General features: G+C 65.4%; 14 protein-coding genes and 1 tRNA gene. 8 read left to right on the top strand and 7 right to left on the bottom strand.

Annotated elements, in window-relative coordinates:
* Positions 1 to 13 precede the first annotated feature (13 nt).
* On the top strand, positions 14 to 1,396 hold the full coding sequence (nhaA, locus tag AOP74_RS04650; RefSeq protein ID WP_082095990.1) for a Na+/H+ antiporter NhaA: 1,383 nt from the start codon (positions 14 to 16) through the stop codon (positions 1,394 to 1,396).
* 143 nt (positions 1,397 to 1,539) lie between these two features.
* Here nhaA and nth read toward each other — a convergent pair whose 3' ends face one another.
* Positions 1,540 to 2,238: an endonuclease III gene (gene nth, locus AOP74_RS04645; protein ID WP_061961903.1), complete on the bottom strand. Its 699-nt coding sequence runs from the start codon at positions 2,236 to 2,238 to the stop codon at positions 1,540 to 1,542.
* A 98-nt stretch (positions 2,239 to 2,336) separates the two neighbouring features.
* Here nth and AOP74_RS04640 point away from each other — a divergent pair, with 98 nt between their 5' ends.
* Positions 2,337 to 2,738 (top strand): hypothetical protein, encoded by a 402-nt coding sequence (locus tag AOP74_RS04640; protein ID WP_152649167.1) that lies wholly within the window; start codon positions 2,337 to 2,339, stop codon positions 2,736 to 2,738.
* Entirely contained in the window at positions 2,695 to 3,423 is a 729-nt protein-coding gene (locus tag AOP74_RS04635) for a Crp/Fnr family transcriptional regulator (protein ID WP_236683717.1), read from the top strand. Before AOP74_RS04640 ends, AOP74_RS04635 begins: the two co-directional genes overlap by 44 nt.
* A gap of 49 nt (positions 3,424 to 3,472) precedes the next feature.
* Here AOP74_RS04635 and AOP74_RS04630 read toward each other — a convergent pair whose 3' ends face one another.
* Positions 3,473 to 3,949: a RidA family protein gene (locus AOP74_RS04630; protein WP_061961176.1), complete on the bottom strand. Its 477-nt coding sequence runs from the start codon at positions 3,947 to 3,949 to the stop codon at positions 3,473 to 3,475.
* Positions 3,946 to 4,098, bottom strand: a complete 153-nt coding sequence (gene sp36, locus AOP74_RS12130; RefSeq protein ID WP_152649166.1) for a Sp36 family protein — start codon at positions 4,096 to 4,098, stop codon at positions 3,946 to 3,948. The genes AOP74_RS04630 and sp36 overlap by 4 nt, the downstream gene beginning before the upstream one ends.
* Positions 4,099 to 4,216: 118 nt before the next feature.
* Here sp36 and AOP74_RS04625 point away from each other — a divergent pair, with 118 nt between their 5' ends.
* From AOP74_RS04625 to AOP74_RS04610, 4 genes are all read left to right on the top strand, one after another.
* Positions 4,217 to 6,835, top strand: coding sequence for a transglycosylase domain-containing protein (locus AOP74_RS04625; RefSeq protein WP_160297453.1), 2,619 nt, complete (start codon positions 4,217 to 4,219; stop codon positions 6,833 to 6,835).
* A 45-nt stretch (positions 6,836 to 6,880) separates the two neighbouring features.
* Entirely contained in the window at positions 6,881 to 7,783 is a 903-nt protein-coding gene (locus AOP74_RS04620; RefSeq protein WP_061961174.1) for a metallophosphoesterase, read from the top strand.
* A 41-nt stretch (positions 7,784 to 7,824) separates the two neighbouring features.
* Positions 7,825 to 7,901, top strand: a tRNA-Pro gene (locus AOP74_RS04615).
* Positions 7,902 to 8,025: 124 nt separating this feature from the next.
* Positions 8,026 to 8,409 (top strand): hypothetical protein, encoded by a 384-nt coding sequence (locus AOP74_RS04610; protein ID WP_061961173.1) that lies wholly within the window; start codon positions 8,026 to 8,028, stop codon positions 8,407 to 8,409.
* A gap of 93 nt (positions 8,410 to 8,502) precedes the next feature.
* Here the strand turns inward: AOP74_RS04610 and xylB are convergent, their stop codons facing one another.
* Positions 8,503 to 9,927, bottom strand: a complete 1,425-nt coding sequence (gene xylB, locus AOP74_RS04605) for a xylulokinase (protein WP_061961172.1) — start codon at positions 9,925 to 9,927, stop codon at positions 8,503 to 8,505.
* 3 nt (positions 9,928 to 9,930) lie between these two features.
* The gene (xylA, locus tag AOP74_RS04600) at positions 9,931 to 11,124 is read right to left on the bottom strand and encodes a xylose isomerase (RefSeq protein WP_061961171.1); all 1,194 of its coding nucleotides are present in this window, start codon (positions 11,122 to 11,124) and stop codon (positions 9,931 to 9,933) included.
* Positions 11,125 to 11,247: 123 nt separating this feature from the next.
* Between xylA and AOP74_RS04595 the strand changes: the two genes are divergently transcribed.
* Positions 11,248 to 12,441 carry an ROK family transcriptional regulator gene (locus AOP74_RS04595; protein ID WP_061961170.1) on the top strand — a complete coding sequence of 398 codons (1,194 nt, stop codon included), beginning with the start codon at positions 11,248 to 11,250 and terminating at the stop codon, positions 12,439 to 12,441.
* An 80-nt stretch (positions 12,442 to 12,521) separates the two neighbouring features.
* On the opposite strand, the gene AOP74_RS04590 is transcribed toward AOP74_RS04595, so the two are convergent.
* The gene (locus AOP74_RS04590) at positions 12,522 to 13,559 is read right to left on the bottom strand and encodes an aspartate-semialdehyde dehydrogenase (RefSeq protein ID WP_061961169.1); all 1,038 of its coding nucleotides are present in this window, start codon (positions 13,557 to 13,559) and stop codon (positions 12,522 to 12,524) included.
* Entirely contained in the window at positions 13,556 to 14,827 is a 1,272-nt protein-coding gene (locus AOP74_RS04585; RefSeq protein WP_061961168.1) for an aspartate kinase, read from the bottom strand. Before AOP74_RS04585 ends, AOP74_RS04590 begins: the two co-directional genes overlap by 4 nt.
* Positions 14,828 to 14,862 lie beyond the last annotated feature (35 nt).

Raw genomic sequence — 14,862 nt, 5'->3', positions numbered from 1 at the left:
GGACCAGTTCTCCATGGCCGGCAACAGCCCCACGCGACTTTTCTCGCGACTCACACCGTCAACCGAGCGCAACCTCGCGGACATCCTCCGCACCGAGCGCGCCGGCGGAATCCTGCTGCTGATCGGTACCGTGATCGCGCTCGTGTGGGCCAACTCCGCGTGGGCGGACTCCTATACGGATATCAAGGACTTCCAGTTCGGTCCAGAGTGGGCGCATCTCCACCTCTCTGTGGACACGTGGGCCAAGGACGGCCTGCTGGCGATCTTCTTCTTTGTCATCGGACTTGAACTCAAGCGCGAAATTGTCGCCGGAGAGCTCCGCAAGCCGTCGACGGCCGTTGTGCCGATCGTCGCCGCTGTTGGCGGCATGGTGGTGCCTGCGGCGCTGTACGTCGTGGTGAACCTGCAGGACGGCGGCTCGATGGACGGATGGGCAGTTCCGACCGCCACCGACATCGCCTTCGCAATCGCAGTGCTCGCCGTGGTGGGCCGTTGGCTCCCTGCCGCGCTGCGTGCATTCCTGCTGACCCTCGCAGTCGTGGACGACCTCCTGGCGATCATGATCATCGCCGTGTTCTTCACCGATGACGTGAGCTTCCTGTGGCTGCTGGCCTCCGCGGCCGTAATCCTGCTGTTCGGCTTCCTGGCTCGTAAGGGCATTACGCACTGGTGGATCATGATCCCGCTCGGTGTGGTGGCCTGGGCGATGATGCACGCCTCCGGTGTGCACGCCACGATTGCCGGTGTGGCGCTGGGTCTCATGGTGCCCGCGATTGCTCGCAAGGGTGAGAAGCACAGCATGGCCGAGCACTGGGAGCACATGTGGCGTCCCATCTCCGCCGGTGTCGCCGTGCCGGTGTTCGCGCTGTTCGCTGCGGGTGTCACGATCAACTCCGAGACCATCTCCGTCGCTGTGAGTGACCCGGTTGCACAGGGTGTGGCCGCTGGTCTGGTGATTGGTAAACCGCTCGGTATCTTCCTGGCGACCTTCCTTGTCGCAACGTTCACGAAGGCCAAACTCGACCGAGGCCTGTCGTGGTGGGACGTGCTCGGCATGGGCTCTCTTGCCGGTATTGGCTTCACCGTGTCGCTCCTGATCGGAGAGCTCGCATTCAGCGGCGAGCGGGTCGAGGAAGTAAAGATGTCCGTGCTGTTCGCGTCGCTCGCGTCCGCACTGATTGGTGTGCTCATCCTGGTCTGGCGTGACCGCTACTACCGCAATCTGTATGCGAAGCGCTCGACTCCGATCAAGGAAGAGCATGCACGCCAGCTCGCCAACAAGCACGGCCGCAAGGCAGAAGTGATCGACGTTGAGGAGCTGCACCGCGAAGAGCACGGTGAAGCCCCAGGCGAATCCACGGACGCTGAGGGCTCCAAGGGCGGCTCCGACTCCTAGGCGCCCGTTCGGGGTCCCCTCCGGTGCGTCCTAGTAGGACATGAGGGCCACTCGTATCGCTTCGAGTGGCCCTCATGTCCTACTAGGGCCCACAGACGGCGGGAGAAGGCCCGGCGTGGGCGCGAAAGTGCACGCGAAGCGCGCTAGGCGCGAACCTTGGCGCCCGGAGCGCTGGGGCACAGTGCCGCGATCTCGCACGCGCCACATTCGGGCTTGCGTGCCTTGCAGCGCCTGCGCCCATGGAAGATCACGCGGTGCGACAACAGCGTCCACTCGCGACGCTCAATGAGCGCCATCAGCTCGCGTTCCACAACGACGGGGTCCTCGTTGACCGTGAGCCCCAGCCGGCGCGCAAGCCGGCCCATGTGCGTATCCACCGTGATCCCGGGCACATCGAAGGCGTTGCCAAGCACCACGTTCGCGGTCTTGCGTCCCACGCCGCGCAGCGTCACGAGATCCTTCAAACGCCCCGGCACCTCACCGTTGTACTTCTCGACGAGATCCCCCGACAGCCCCAGCAGCGACTCGGCCTTGGAGCGATAGAACCCGGTGGACTTGATGAGCGCTTCGAGCCGGTCGCGATCGGCTGCGGCCATGGACGGCGCATCCGGATACACCGAGAACAAGCCCGGCGTGACTTGGTTCACCCGCACGTCGGTGCACTGCGCGCTGAGCACCGTGGCAACCAGGAGCTGGAACGGCGTCTCGTAGTCCAATTCGCAGTGCGCATCGGGGTAGACCTCGGCGAGCGCGCGGTTAATGGCCCGTGCGCGGCGGGTCAGCGCCACCGGCGGCGCCTCCATGTCTGTTGTCGCAACAGTCAGCGGGGTGCGGGAAGCCATCCACATACCCTAGGTGACCGCTCAAGGGGCGCCCAGCATCGGCCGATAACGCCTGTGTTGGAGCGTTGTGCTCCACCAGTCCCGCCCGGAGGTGATTGTTGGCCACGCCCGATGCTGTCGTTGCGCAGCTACGCCACAGCCGCAAGGAGATGCGGCGCGAGTTGGCGCGCGTGCGCTGGTGGAGGAGCCTGGTGCAGGCGCGCCGGGGCCTCGAGGTTGCGCAATTGACCGATGCTGAGGAACTTGATCGATTGGGTCTGGCCGATGCTTGGGAAGCGTTGGCAGCCGACGCCCCGACTTCTGGGGAGTTGTCCGATGCGGTGTGGCCTGAGCCGCCATCTGCCACGCCGAGCAGTGTCGAGACCCTCGCTGCGCTCGACTCCCGGCTAGAGTCGTACGAGACGCGAGTGGCGAGGAATGTGGAGACGGTGACAGCACAGATGGTGAAGGCTCTCGGTGAGCAGCATCGCATGGACGCACGGAGCGGCCACGATGGTTGAGATGACTCGCGAGGAGCAACTGCTGCGGTCCTCTCCGCTCATGGCCACGATGGATCCTGCCAGTGCGATGGCGCTGATCAGCGAGATGACGCGGCGTGAGATGCCGCGCGGCACCATCATCTTCAACGAGAACGAAGAGGGCGCGACGATGTACGTCATCGTCAAGGGCAAGGTCAAGATGGCCCGCACCGCCCGCGATGGCCGCGAAAACTTGCTCGGCCTTCTTGGCGTGGGCGACATGCTCGGCGAGCTCACGGTCTTCGACCCCGGCCCCACTGTTGCGCGCGCTCACACAGTCGAGGACTCGGTGCTGTACGAGCTGCCCAAGGACGGGCTCGATCACTGGCTCGAGAACCACCTGGAGATGGGCCACCACCTCAACAGGGCTTTGGCTCAGCGCATCCGTCGGTTGTCGAACGCGATGGCTGACCTTGTCTTCTCAGACGTCCCAGGGCGCGTCGCGAACGCGATTCTGGACCTGGGCAAGCGCTTTGGACGCATGGAGCGTGGCCACGTGACGGTGCGTCACGGGCTGACGCAGGAGGAGCTGGCTCAACTCGTGGGCGCTTCACGTGAAACCGTGAACAAGGCTCTCGCAGACTTCGCCAGCCGTGGCTGGATCGACGTCCACATTGGTGCCGTCGATGTCTACGAGCCCGATCGCCTGCGAGCCCGCGCCCGCTAGACCTGCTCCAAAGGCGCGGCAACGATCGTTGCCGCGCCGAGCATCGGCCCTATGCCAGCGTGCGTACCTGTGCGATCAGTTCAATCTCTACGGGTGCACCCAACGGAAGTGACGCGACGCCCACGGCGGAGCGCGCGTGGCGTCCCGACTCACCGAACACATCCGCGAGGACTCCGCTCGCGCCGTTGATGACCGCGGGCTGAGCAGTGAATCCCGGTGCCGAGGCGACAAAGCCCGTGATCTTCACGATGGAGACGATCGAGTCGAGACCACCAGATGCATTCGCGACGGCGGCCAAAGCGTTGAGGATGCAGGCGCGCGCGCACTCGAGCGCTCGCTCAGGGCTCACGTCGCCCGAGCGCTGACCCACAACTCCGACCGCGAGCAGTTCGCCATCGACGAGCGGTAACTGACCCGACGTGTATACGAGGTCGCCATGCGCCTTTGCGGGCACGTAAGTGCCGACGGGCGTAGCGACCTCCGGCAGGGTGAGCCCTAGGGCCTCAAGACGGGCCGATGCGCTCATGCCTTGGGTCGCTTAAGATAGGCCACCAGGCCTCCCGTGGGGCCTGAGATCACCTGGACGAGCTCCCACCCGTCCTCGCCCCATTGGTCGAGGATCTGCTTGGTCACGTGGTCGATCAGCGGCACAGTCGCGTATTCCCAGGTCGTCATGTGACGAGCGTATCGCGCACCAGTGGGAAACGTTTGGGGGCTGTGGAGCGTTACACGGGCAACGTAAGGTAGGTTCATGGGTTTTTTCACGTCTGATCACGCGCGCCGAGACGGTCGCGTGACCGTAACGCAGTTGGTGACCGCGCTGATGATGTTCGTCGCGTTCTCGGTCATCGGCGGCTTCTTGCTCGCTGGTATCGCGCTGCCTGCAGCGACGGTCGCGAGTTCCGCAGCTTCCGGCACGGCAGAGCTCTTCGAAGAGTTGCCGACGGAACTTCAGGACGTCAGCCTGCCTCAGCAGTCCAACATCTACGCTTCCGACGGCACCACCCTGCTCGCGACGTTCTACGACCAGAACCGCATTGTGGTCCCGCTTGAGGAGATCTCGCCGTGGATGCAGATGGCGATCGTGGCGGTTGAGGACAAGCGCTTCTGGGAGCACAACGGGGTTGACGGCGAGGGCCTGGTTTCCGCAGTGCGGACCAACCTCACGACCGACTCCTCTCCCGGTGCTTCGACCCTCACCCAGCAACTGGTGAAGAACACCTTGCGCACCGCCGCGGAGAACGCGGACGACGATGACGCGGCCGAAGCCGCTACCGAGGTGTCGCTTTCGCGAAAGATTCGCGAGTGGCGCCTGGCGCTCGGGCTCGAAGAGAACCTCACCGCCTCATTGGGCAACGAGTGCACCGCCGCGCCGGAGGTCGACTGCGCGAAGGAAGAGATCCTCGCGCAGTACCTCAACATCGCGCAGTTCGGCCCCAACATCTATGGCGTCGAGGCCGCAGCCCAGTACTACTTCTCGAAGCCGGCGAAGGAACTCAACGCTGTCGAGGCCGCGACGATCGCTGGTATTACCCAGAACCCCTCGAAGTGGGACCCCACGCGCACGTTTGAGGATGGCGCCGACAACTACGAAGCGTCGGAAACCCGCCGCGACACCGTGCTGGGCACCATGCTCGAACAGGACATGATCACGCAGGAAGAATTCGACGAGTACGAGGCCGTGCCCGTTGCGGACACCCTCGACGTCTCGCGCCCGCTGTCGTCATGCGCAGCCTCGCAGGACGCTCCCTTCTTCTGCGACTACGTCACCAAGGTGATCGCTAAGGACGAGGTCTTTAACTCGGACGGACTGAACGGCCGCGACCTGCTCCTCAAGGGTGGCCTCGACATCGTCACCACCCTCGACATCGATAAGCAGCGCGCCGCGAACGAGGAACTGTATGCCTCGCTCCCCGCCGATGACCCCAATGGTTTCGCAATGGCGATGGTGGCGCTCGAGCCTTCCACCGGTGAGATCGTGTCGATGGCGCAAAACCGCGTCTTTGACCCCTCTGCCGAGGCGGAGAACTCCACGTCGATCAACTACGCCGTCGACCGCGAGTGGGGCGGCTCCAAGGGCTTCTCACCAGGATCGACCTTCAAGACCGTGATTCTCGCGGAGTGGCTGGAAACAGACCACTCACTCAACCAGTACGTCTCTGGTCAGCAGCAGGAATGGACCAGTGAGAACTGGACTGAGACCTGCCAAGGCCCCGTACTCGTCAACCAGCAGTGGAAGCCCGGCAACGTCGACTCCGACAACCGTGGCCAGATGACAGTCATGCAGGCCACTGCAGACTCCATCAACACCGCGTACGCAGCGATGGCTAGCCAGTTGGACCTGTGCGACGTGCGTGACACCGCCGAGGCCCTGGGCTTTGAGCGTGCCGATGGCGCCGACTTCGAGCTCGTGCCGTCCTCCGTGCTGGGCGTGCAGAACTCCTCGCCGCTGACGATGGCAGAGGTCTACCAGACCTTCGCCAACGACGGCGTGCACTGTGAGCCGCTGGCGATCAAGTCGATCACCGACGCCGAGGGCAACGAGCTTGCCGTCCCGCAGCAGGACTGCCGCCAGGCGATCTCCGAGGAGACCGCTACCGGTGTTTCCTACGCGATGCAGGGCGTCATGACGGAGGGCTCGGGCCGGTACTTCCCGCTCGACGGGGGCCGTCCCTCCGCCGGTAAGACCGGAACCGCGAACAACAACACCCACACCTGGTTCGCGGGCTTCACGCCGCAGCTGGTCTCGGTGTTCTGGCTGGGCAACCCCGATGAGGACGTTGAGCAGCAGTTCGTGACGATCAACGACCGCTGGTACAACTACGTGTACGGCTCCACGATCGCAGGACCGACCTGGTCGAACTACATGAGCCGCGCACTCGAGGGCGAAGCGATTCAGGGCTTCGACGAGCCCACCGACGAGATCCTCAACGGTGTTCCCGTCCGCGTCCCGACCGTCACCGGATCGACTGAGTGGTGGGCGCGCCAGCAGTCCAACGAGGGCGGATTCCTGTTGAAGGTCTCCGACTCCAAGGTGATTGCGCCTAACGTCGAGGCCGGCACCGTCATGACGCAGACGCCCGCAGCTGGCTCCATGATGACGCCCGGATCGACCATTACGATCCAGCTGTCGACTGACGAGTACCCGGGCTGGTGGACCAACTGGCCTGAGGGTTGGGACAAGAGCAAGGCGCCCGACGACTACTGGGGTAGCACTTGGCCTCCGTCTGAATTCAGTTCCAACCCGCCCAACGGCTGGGTCGAGCAGGAGAAGGACGACGACAAGGACAATGGTGAGCAGTGTGCCGATGACAGCGATTGGTGGAACGAAGACTCCAACGAGCCGTGCCCTTTGCCTGACGGCGAAGGCGGCGGTAATGGTAACGGCAACGGTCGCAACGACGATGACTGATGGGCTTAAGCCCCACGAACGTTGCATAGACAGGAAGGCTGAACGATGAAGCGCGTCGTCACAGCGGCGGGCGTCGTCGCAGCCGGAGCGTTGGCATGGGGATTGGCGGAGGCGCAGGCCTTTACCGTTCGCCAGGTCTCGGCGCCGGTGTTGAAGCCGGGCTCGCGGCCCGTGCGGGTCCTGCACGTTTCCGACTTGCACATGACTCCAGGTCAGGGTCGTAAGGCGGCCTGGGTGCGTTCGCTCGCATCCTTCCGCCCTGACCTCGTGATCAATACCGGTGACAACCTCGCTGACATTGACGCGGTTCCGACCGTGCTCAACGCCCTTGAGCCGTTGCTCGAGTTTCCCGGTGTCTTTGTGCACGGCTCGAATGACTACTACGCGCCGCGACCGAAGAATCCGTTCACGTACTTCTCGTCGCCGACGAAGGTTCGCGGCGACGAGGCCGAGCACGACATTGAGGCCCTCACGGCAGGAATGGCGGACGCTGGTTGGCTGAACCTCAACAACGACCGTGGATCGCTCGAGATCATGGGGTCGACGCTGTCGTTCGTGGGGCTGGACGACCCGCACCTCGAACGTGACGCGATGCCCGCGCCCGACAAAGACCGTGGCGACCTGCGCATCGGCGTCACGCACGCTCCGTACCTGCGCGCGCTCGGTGCCCTGCGCGGCGACGGCGCCGAGGTCCTGATCGCCGGCCACACCCACGGCGGACAGGTCTGCGTGCCGGGCATGGGTGCGCTCGTCACAAATTGCGATCTCGACACGTCAAGGGCTTCCGGTCTGCACGGCTGGCCCGGAGCTCGTCCTGACGCTCCCGGTGGCGAAGACAGCGCATGGCTGCACGTATCCGCAGGCGTGGGAACGTCGCCATATGCGCCCATCAGGTTCGCCTGCAGGCCCGAGGCCACGATGCTGACGTTGATGCCTCGGCCCAGTTAGGCCGCACGCCAGCCATCAGGTATCCTGGCACGGCTGAATTTCGGGGTGTGGCGCAGCTTGGTAGCGCGCGTCGTTCGGGACGACGAGGTCGCAGGTTCAAATCCTGTCACCCCGACCAATGCAGAAGGGCCGATGCCCGGGTGACCCCGGCATCGGCCCTTCTGTTTTCCCCCTCCCGCAGTGCGCTGTTGTTCACGTCCCTTACAGTGAAGTGGCGTGCCACAACTCATAGGGGAGGAACGATGGAACAGGCTGCGAAGAAATGCCTGTGGTGGGCCGGGGGGCTGGTTGTTGTCAGCGTGGTTGCTGCCGTTGCGCAGAATGCGCTCCTCAACGCGTTCACCAACTCGAGGCTGACCGACGAGATATTCGGGAGCATTCCCGGATGGGTGACGGCGGTCCACGCTGCGCTCTACGCGGTCGTCCAGATCCCGCTCTACGTCGCCGCGGCGCTCGTCGGCGCTGCAATCGTGATCAACGTGCTGGGGCCGCGTCTCCCCGGGGCAGATACGGACGGTGCGGGCTCCGATGGGGCGGTTGACGAGGTAGACGCCGCCGAAGACGACGGGCGGCCCGACGCCTCGGCGTTCGCCGAGCGGAGTTTGTACGAGCCGCCACGGGGCTAAGACCCAAGACGCCCTCGTGACATGGAGCAGGGGCCGTCACCTTCTCTCGAAAGTGGCGGCCCCTGCTCCATTGTGGCGCTCAAGGCGATGCAATTAGCCGATCGGACGCGCCTTGGCGTACTGCTCGCGGATCACAGGGCGAGTGTCTTGCTGGGGTGCCGCCGTGACGGTGATCTCCCATGCGGGACGCTCGCCGGTCAGTGCCCAGGCCGCCTGCACCGAGGCGCCGAATGCGACATACTCGCCGGGCTCCGGGATCTCGACGGGTGCGTCGAACACCTGTGCGGCGATCTGCTGAACTGCTTCATTCTGAGCAGCGCCGCCGACCAACAGCAGGCGCTTGGGTGTGAGGCCCTGTGCGCGTACGGCATCCAGCCCGTCGGCCAGTCCGCACAACATGCCCTCGATGGCGGCACGCGCGAGGTTCTCACGCGTCGTCGACTCGAGTGTGAGGCCCGTGAGGCTGGCTGTCGCGTCAGGCAGGTTCGGAGTGCGTTCGCCCGCGAAGTACGGCGTCAACACGGCGCCATCGGCACCGGGGTTAGCCGCAAGCGCGAGCGTTCCGAGCTCCTCGTGGTCCACGCCCAAAATCCGGGTGAAGGAGTCCAGCACGCGAGCAGCATTGAGCGTTGCGACCAGCGGCAGGAACTGTCCCGAAGCGTCGGCAAAACCTGCCACCGCTCCGGAAGCGTCCTGCGCCACTGTGGGTGACACACCAAAGACGGTGCCTGAGGTGCCAATCGACACGACCACGTCACCTTCAGCGGCTCCCAGGCCCAGTGCGGCACCCGCGTTGTCGCCGGCACCAGGGCCAACCACAACATCGGCCGTCTCCGCAGCGACCCCAGCAATGCCGCGACCGGCAGCCTCGCCAGGACCCAGCACGCGTGGGAGCGCCACGTCGTGACCGAGGGCCGCGACGAGGAGGTCGCGGTCGTAGTCGCCCGTGGCGGGGTCCCAGTAGCCGGTGCCGGAAGCGTCGGACCGGTCGGTCGTCAGTTCCCCAAAGTCGGGACCAAACGGCGACTCTTCCGCCGGGCCATAGCCACGCAGACGCCACGTCAGCCAGTCGTGAGGCAACGCAACGGCGGCAACCCGTGCCGCATTTTCCGGCTCGGCATCGCGGAGCCACCGGAGCTTGGTCGAGGTGAACGATGCCACCGGAACCAAACCCGTCCGGGTGACCAGGGCATCGGCCCCAAATTCCTCGATGAGATCCGATGCCGCATCCGCCGAGCGGGTGTCGTTCCACAGCAGGGCGTCGCGCACCACGTGACCGTGCGCGTCCAATGCAACCATGCCGTGCTGTTGGCCCGCGATCGAGACAGCGCCGACGTCCTTCAAGCCGCCAGCAGCATCGGCCGCCTCTTGGAGCGCGGTCCACCATGCGGAGGGGTCAACGGACGTGCCGTCGGGGTGCGAGGCGCGCCCGGACCTGACCACCTCACCGGTGGCCAGGTCACGGACTACGACCTTGCAGCTCTGCGTCGACGAATCGATGCCAGCAACAAGAGTCATCGGTTAGCCCCGCGCGCCCAGGAGGTGCTCGGACGCCAGCTGCTGCAGGCGCACAAAGCCAAAGCCGTTGCCACCGAAGTAGGCGTCAGCGTTGAAGTCCTCGAAGGAGCCGCGGTCTGCGAGCAGGTCGTCATAGGACTCGCCCTCGCCCAGCGTGGTCTGGCCGAGCTCGAGAACCTTGGCCTCCTGCAGTGCCTCCTGGACCTCGGGGTCCGCGCGGAATGCGGCAGCGCGCTCCTTGAGGAGCAAGTACATCTGCATGTTGGCGCGCACGGACTCCCACACGCCCTTGCTGTCCTCGGTGCGCGAGGGCTTGTAGTCGAAGTGGCGAGGGCCGTCGTATGCGGGGCCACCGTTGGGGCTGCCGTGCTCAAGCAGGTCCACGAGCGAGAACGCGTTGTGCAGGTCACCGTGACCGAAGACGAGGTCCTGGTCATACTTGATGCCGCGCTGACCGTTGAGGTCGATGTGGAAAAGCTTGTCGTGGTACAGCGCCTGGGCGATGCCGGCGGTGAAGTTCAGGCCCGCCATCTGCTCGTGGCCGGTCTCGGGGTTCAGGCCGACGAGCTCGGGGCGCTCGAGCGAGTTAATGAAGGCAAGCGCGTGGCCGACCGTGGGCAGCAGGATGTCGCCGCGGGGCTCGTTGGGCTTGGGCTCAATCGCGAACTTGATGTCGTAGCCCTTATCGGTGACGTAGTCGCCGAGCAGGTTGACGGCCTCGCGGTAGCGCTCAAGAGCGGCGTTGATGTCCTTGGCGGAGTCGTACTCAGCGCCCTCGCGGCCGCCCCACATCACGAACGTGGTTGCGCCCAGCTCTGCGGCCAGGTCGATGTTGCGCAGCACCTTGCGAAGTGCGAAGCGACGCACGCCGCGGTCGTTCGAGGTGAAGCCGCCGTCCTTGAAGACTGGGTGGCTGAAGAGGTTGGTGGTGACCATTTCGACGACCAGGCCGGTGTCGGTGCAGGCACCCTTGAGGTCGGAGATCGCCTTGTCGCGCTCGGCGTCCGAGGCGCCGAAGGGGAAGACGTCGTCATCGTGGAAGGTGATGCCCCATGCGCCGGCGTCGGCGAGACCGTGAATGGCCTCCACCGTGTCGAGGCGAGGACGGGTGGGGCCGCCGAAGGGGTCCTGGGCTTCCCAGCCGAGGGTCCAGAGTCCAAACGAGAACTTGTCGGCGGGTGTAGGGGTGAGTGACATGTGTGTGCTCCTCGGTAGGGGTCAACGTTGACATGCCCAGTATAGGTTGTGAATGGCAACAAAATGCAAGTGCGAGATACTGACCAAAATGGGGTGGGCTACATCGCAACGCTAGGAGAGCACATGGACTCCCGAGAAGATCTACCGACGTACGCCGCTGTGCGCGGCAGCCGCAACGAGTCGACGCGACAGCACAACCTGTCGCTCCTGTTGTCCTTAACCCACCACCACCCAGGCATTTCGCGCGCCGAGCTCACGCGCATGACGCGTCTGAACCGCTCAACGGTGGGCGCGCTTGTGACCGATCTAGCTGACGCCGGACTGGTCCGCGAAGTCCAGGCTCTGTCCGGAACGGTGGGCCGTCCTAGTCCGCGCGTGACCCCGGATCCCGGACTCGCCGCCATTGCCGTCAACCCCGATGTGGACGCCGTTCAGGTGGCGCTCGTAGGCATGGGCGGCCACGTTCTGGCGCGTCGCCGCGTCGCCGTACCCAGCCTTCCTGGGCCTGAGCAGAGTGTCCAGATCGCCGTCGAGGCCGTCCGCGACCTGCGCGCCCAGCACCCCGAAGTGAAGCGCGTCGTTGGAGTTGGTGCAGCCGTCCCCGGTCTTGTCCGGCCCGCCGATGGTGTGATCACCCGGTCGCCGCACCTGGACTGGCATGGGGTTGACTATGCGGGGCTCCTGTCCGATGCGTTTGGCGTCCCGGCATTCATCGACAACGACGCCACGGTGGGACTCATCGCCGAGGCCGCCTTTGGAACGGGTCGCGACCTGTCGACGTACTTCTACTTAAACGGATCCGCTTCCGGTATTGGTGGCGCGATCATCGCGGAGGGCGCCGTGATGCGCGGGGCCGACGGCTACGCGGGCGAGCTCGGCCACACGGTCGTGGACTCCGCGGGCCCGCTGTGCCACTGCGGGCGCCACGGATGTCTCGAAACCGAGGTCCGCTTCGCGCGCCTGCAAGAGGCCGCCGCTCCCACAGGCCTCGTCTTCTCTGACGTGTCGTCATCGCTCGCGGCCGTCGACGACGGGGCCGTTGCTACGGAGATTGATCGGCAGATCGAACACCTTGCTGGCGCCATCGCGTCCCACATGTCGGTGTTTAACCCACAGGCCGTCATCCTTGGCGGCTTCCTCGCCGCGATTTTCGAGCTGCGCTCCGAGGTGCTCCTGCAGCGCGTTGAGGACCTCGCGTTCGCGCCGCTTGCCGACGACCTCATTCTGGTTCGTGACTCGCTGGGCGAGGACCTGATGCTGGTCGGCGCTGCCGAGCTGGCCTTTACGCCGCTGCTGACCGACCCCTTGGGTTCCTAGCGCTGCCACGGCGGGAAAAGCATCGGCCCTCACCCCGCGAGGGATAAGGGCCGATGCTGTGAAGACGTGGTTTTGAGGGTTTAGCCAGCGATCTTCGCGGCAACCAGCTCGGCCACCTGAATCGCGTTGAGCGCGGCACCCTTGCGCAGGTTGTCGCCCACGATGAACAGCGCGAGGCCGCGGCCGTCGTCGACGCCCTGGTCCGCACGGATGCGGCCCACATACGTGGTGTCCTGGCCTGCGCCCTTGAGCGGGGTCGGCACTTCCTCCACCTCGACGCCGGGCGCCTCAGCAAGGATCTCGTAGGCGCGGGCTGGCGATAGCGGGCGGTCGAATTCCGCGTTGACTGAAAGCGAGTGACCCGAGAACACGGGGACGCGCACGCAGGTTCCGGAGACGCGCAGGTCGGGCAGGCCGAGGATCTTGCGCGACTCGTCGACGAGTTTGCGCTCCTCGACCGTCTCGTTGGAGTCGTCCTCGACGTATCCACCGGCGAGCGGCAGTGCGTTGAAGGCGATGGGCTCGGTGTAGACGGCGGGCTCGGGGAAGTCCGCGGCGCCGCCGTCGCGGGCGAGGCCCTCGACATCGTCAATCACCGCGCGTGCCTGGGTGGCGAGTTCCTCGACGCCAGCGACGCCCGAGCCGGAAACGGCCTGGTAGGTCGACACTACGAGGCGGCGAAGGCCGGCCTCTGCGTGAAGCGCCTTGAGGGTCGGCATCGCGGCCATCGTGGTGCAGTTGGGGTTCGCGACAATGCCCTTCGGGATGTCGTTCAGGGCCTCGGGGTTGACCTCGGACACCACGAGCGGCACGTCTGGGTCGGAGCGCCAGGCGCTCGAGTTGTCGACGACGATGGCGCCGGCAGCTGCGAACTTGGGGGCAAACTCCTTCGAGGGGCCGCCACCGGCAGAGAAGATTGCGATGTCGATGCCGTCGTAGTCGCCCGAGGCGATGTCCTCGACGGTGATTTCGGAGCCAAGGTGCTCGAGCTTCTTGCCCGCGGAGCGCGATGAGGCGAACAGGCGGATGTTCGCGTCGGGTAAGCGCTCGGCCACAAGGGAGCGCATGACGGTGCCGACCATGCCGGTCGCGCCGACGACTGCAATGGTGAGGGTCATCGTCCAGTTCCTCCGTACACAACGGCGTCGCCGTCATTCGAGTCAAGGTCAAAGGCGCTGTGCACGGCGCGCACAGCTTCATCGAGCTTCTCAGCGCGGGTGACCACGGAGATGCGGATGTCAGAGGTAGTGATCATTTCGATGTTGATACCGGCGTCGCGCAGCGCGGTGAAGAACTTCGCGGAGACACCGGAGTTGGAGCGCATACCGGCGCCTACCAGGGAGATCTTGCCGATCGTGTCGTCCGTGGTGAGGTCGGCATAGCCGATGCCGTCGCGGTCCGCCTCGATGGCCTTCGTCGCGCGCGGGACCGAGTCCGCAGGCAGCGTGAAAGAAATGTCCGTCACGCCGGTGACCGTCGCGGAGACGTTCTGCACGATCATGTCGATGTTGACGTCGGAGGTGGCGACGGCCTCGAACAGGCGCGCGGCCGAGCCGGGCACGTCGGGAACGCCGATGACCGTGATCTTGGCCTCGGAACGGTCGTGCGCCACGCCGGCGATGATCGGGTCTTCCATGTCTTCTCCTTCAGCAGTGTCTCCCGTGACCCAGGTTCCTTCAAGACCTGAGAAGGAGGAGCGCACGTGGATGGGAACGTCGAACCGCCGCGCGTACTCGACGCAACGCGGCATGAGGACCTTCGCGCCGGAGGCGGCCAGGTCGAGCATCTCGTCGTAGGAGACGCGGTCAAGTTTGCGGGCAGACGGGACGATGCGGGGGTCCGCGGTGAACACGCCGTCGACGTCCGTATAGATCTCACAGACATCCGCGTTGAGGGCGGCAGCGAGGGCGACGGCGGTAGTGTCGGAGCCGCCGCGGCCAAGGGTCGTGACGTCCTGGGTCTCTGGGTGAAGACCCTGGAAACCGGCAACGATCGCCACGTCGCCGTCAGCGACAGCCTTCTGGAGGCGTCCTGGAGCGACGTCGATGATGCGGGCACGGCCGTGGTGTTCGGTGGTGATGACGCCGGCCTGCGGGCCGGTGAATGCCTGCGCGCCCACGCCGAGTTCGCGGATGGCCATGGCAAGCAACGCCATGGAGATGCGCTCGCCCGCGGTCAGCAGAATGTCCATCTCGCGCGGCGCAGCGTCTGATGTGACGGCGTTCGCGAGGTCGAGGAGCTCGTCCGTCGTGTCGCCCATGGCGGATACGGCGACGACGACATCGTTGCCGGCGCGCTTGGTCTCGACGATGCGGCGGGCTACGCGCTGGATCGCCTCGGCGTCCGACACGGAGGACCCGCCGTACTTTTGCACCACGAGCGGCATGGAAAAGCTCCGTAGGGATTTAGGGGTTGACGCAC

Origin of the sequence: Demequina flava (assembly GCF_000975035.1) — a bacterium.
Classification (GTDB): Bacteria; Actinomycetota; Actinomycetes; order Actinomycetales; family Demequinaceae; genus Demequina; species Demequina flava.
This window is presented reverse-complemented; position numbering and strand designations above follow the sequence as displayed.

Bases quoted from the DNA above. Each gene is read 5' to 3' on its own strand.
- nhaA (WP_082095990.1), top strand. From the start codon at position 14: ATGGCCGGCAACAGCCCCACGCGACTTTTCTCGCGACTCACACCGTCA.
- nth (WP_061961903.1), bottom strand. From the start codon at position 2,238: ATGGCTTCCCGCACCCCGCTGACTGTTGCGACAACAGACATGGAGGCG.
- AOP74_RS04630 (WP_061961176.1), bottom strand. From the start codon at position 3,949: ATGAGCGCATCGGCCCGTCTTGAGGCCCTAGGGCTCACCCTGCCGGAG.
- sp36 (WP_152649166.1), bottom strand. From the start codon at position 4,098: ATGACGACCTGGGAATACGCGACTGTGCCGCTGATCGACCACGTGACC.
- AOP74_RS04620 (WP_061961174.1), top strand. From the start codon at position 6,881: ATGAAGCGCGTCGTCACAGCGGCGGGCGTCGTCGCAGCCGGAGCGTTG.
- AOP74_RS04610 (WP_061961173.1), top strand. From the start codon at position 8,026: ATGGAACAGGCTGCGAAGAAATGCCTGTGGTGGGCCGGGGGGCTGGTT.
- xylB (WP_061961172.1), bottom strand. From the start codon at position 9,927: ATGACTCTTGTTGCTGGCATCGATTCGTCGACGCAGAGCTGCAAGGTC.
- xylA (WP_061961171.1), bottom strand. From the start codon at position 11,124: ATGTCACTCACCCCTACACCCGCCGACAAGTTCTCGTTTGGACTCTGG.
- AOP74_RS04595 (WP_061961170.1), top strand. From the start codon at position 11,248: ATGGACTCCCGAGAAGATCTACCGACGTACGCCGCTGTGCGCGGCAGC.
- AOP74_RS04590 (WP_061961169.1), bottom strand. From the start codon at position 13,559: ATGACCCTCACCATTGCAGTCGTCGGCGCGACCGGCATGGTCGGCACC.
- AOP74_RS04585 (WP_061961168.1), bottom strand. From the start codon at position 14,827: ATGCCGCTCGTGGTGCAAAAGTACGGCGGGTCCTCCGTGTCGGACGCC.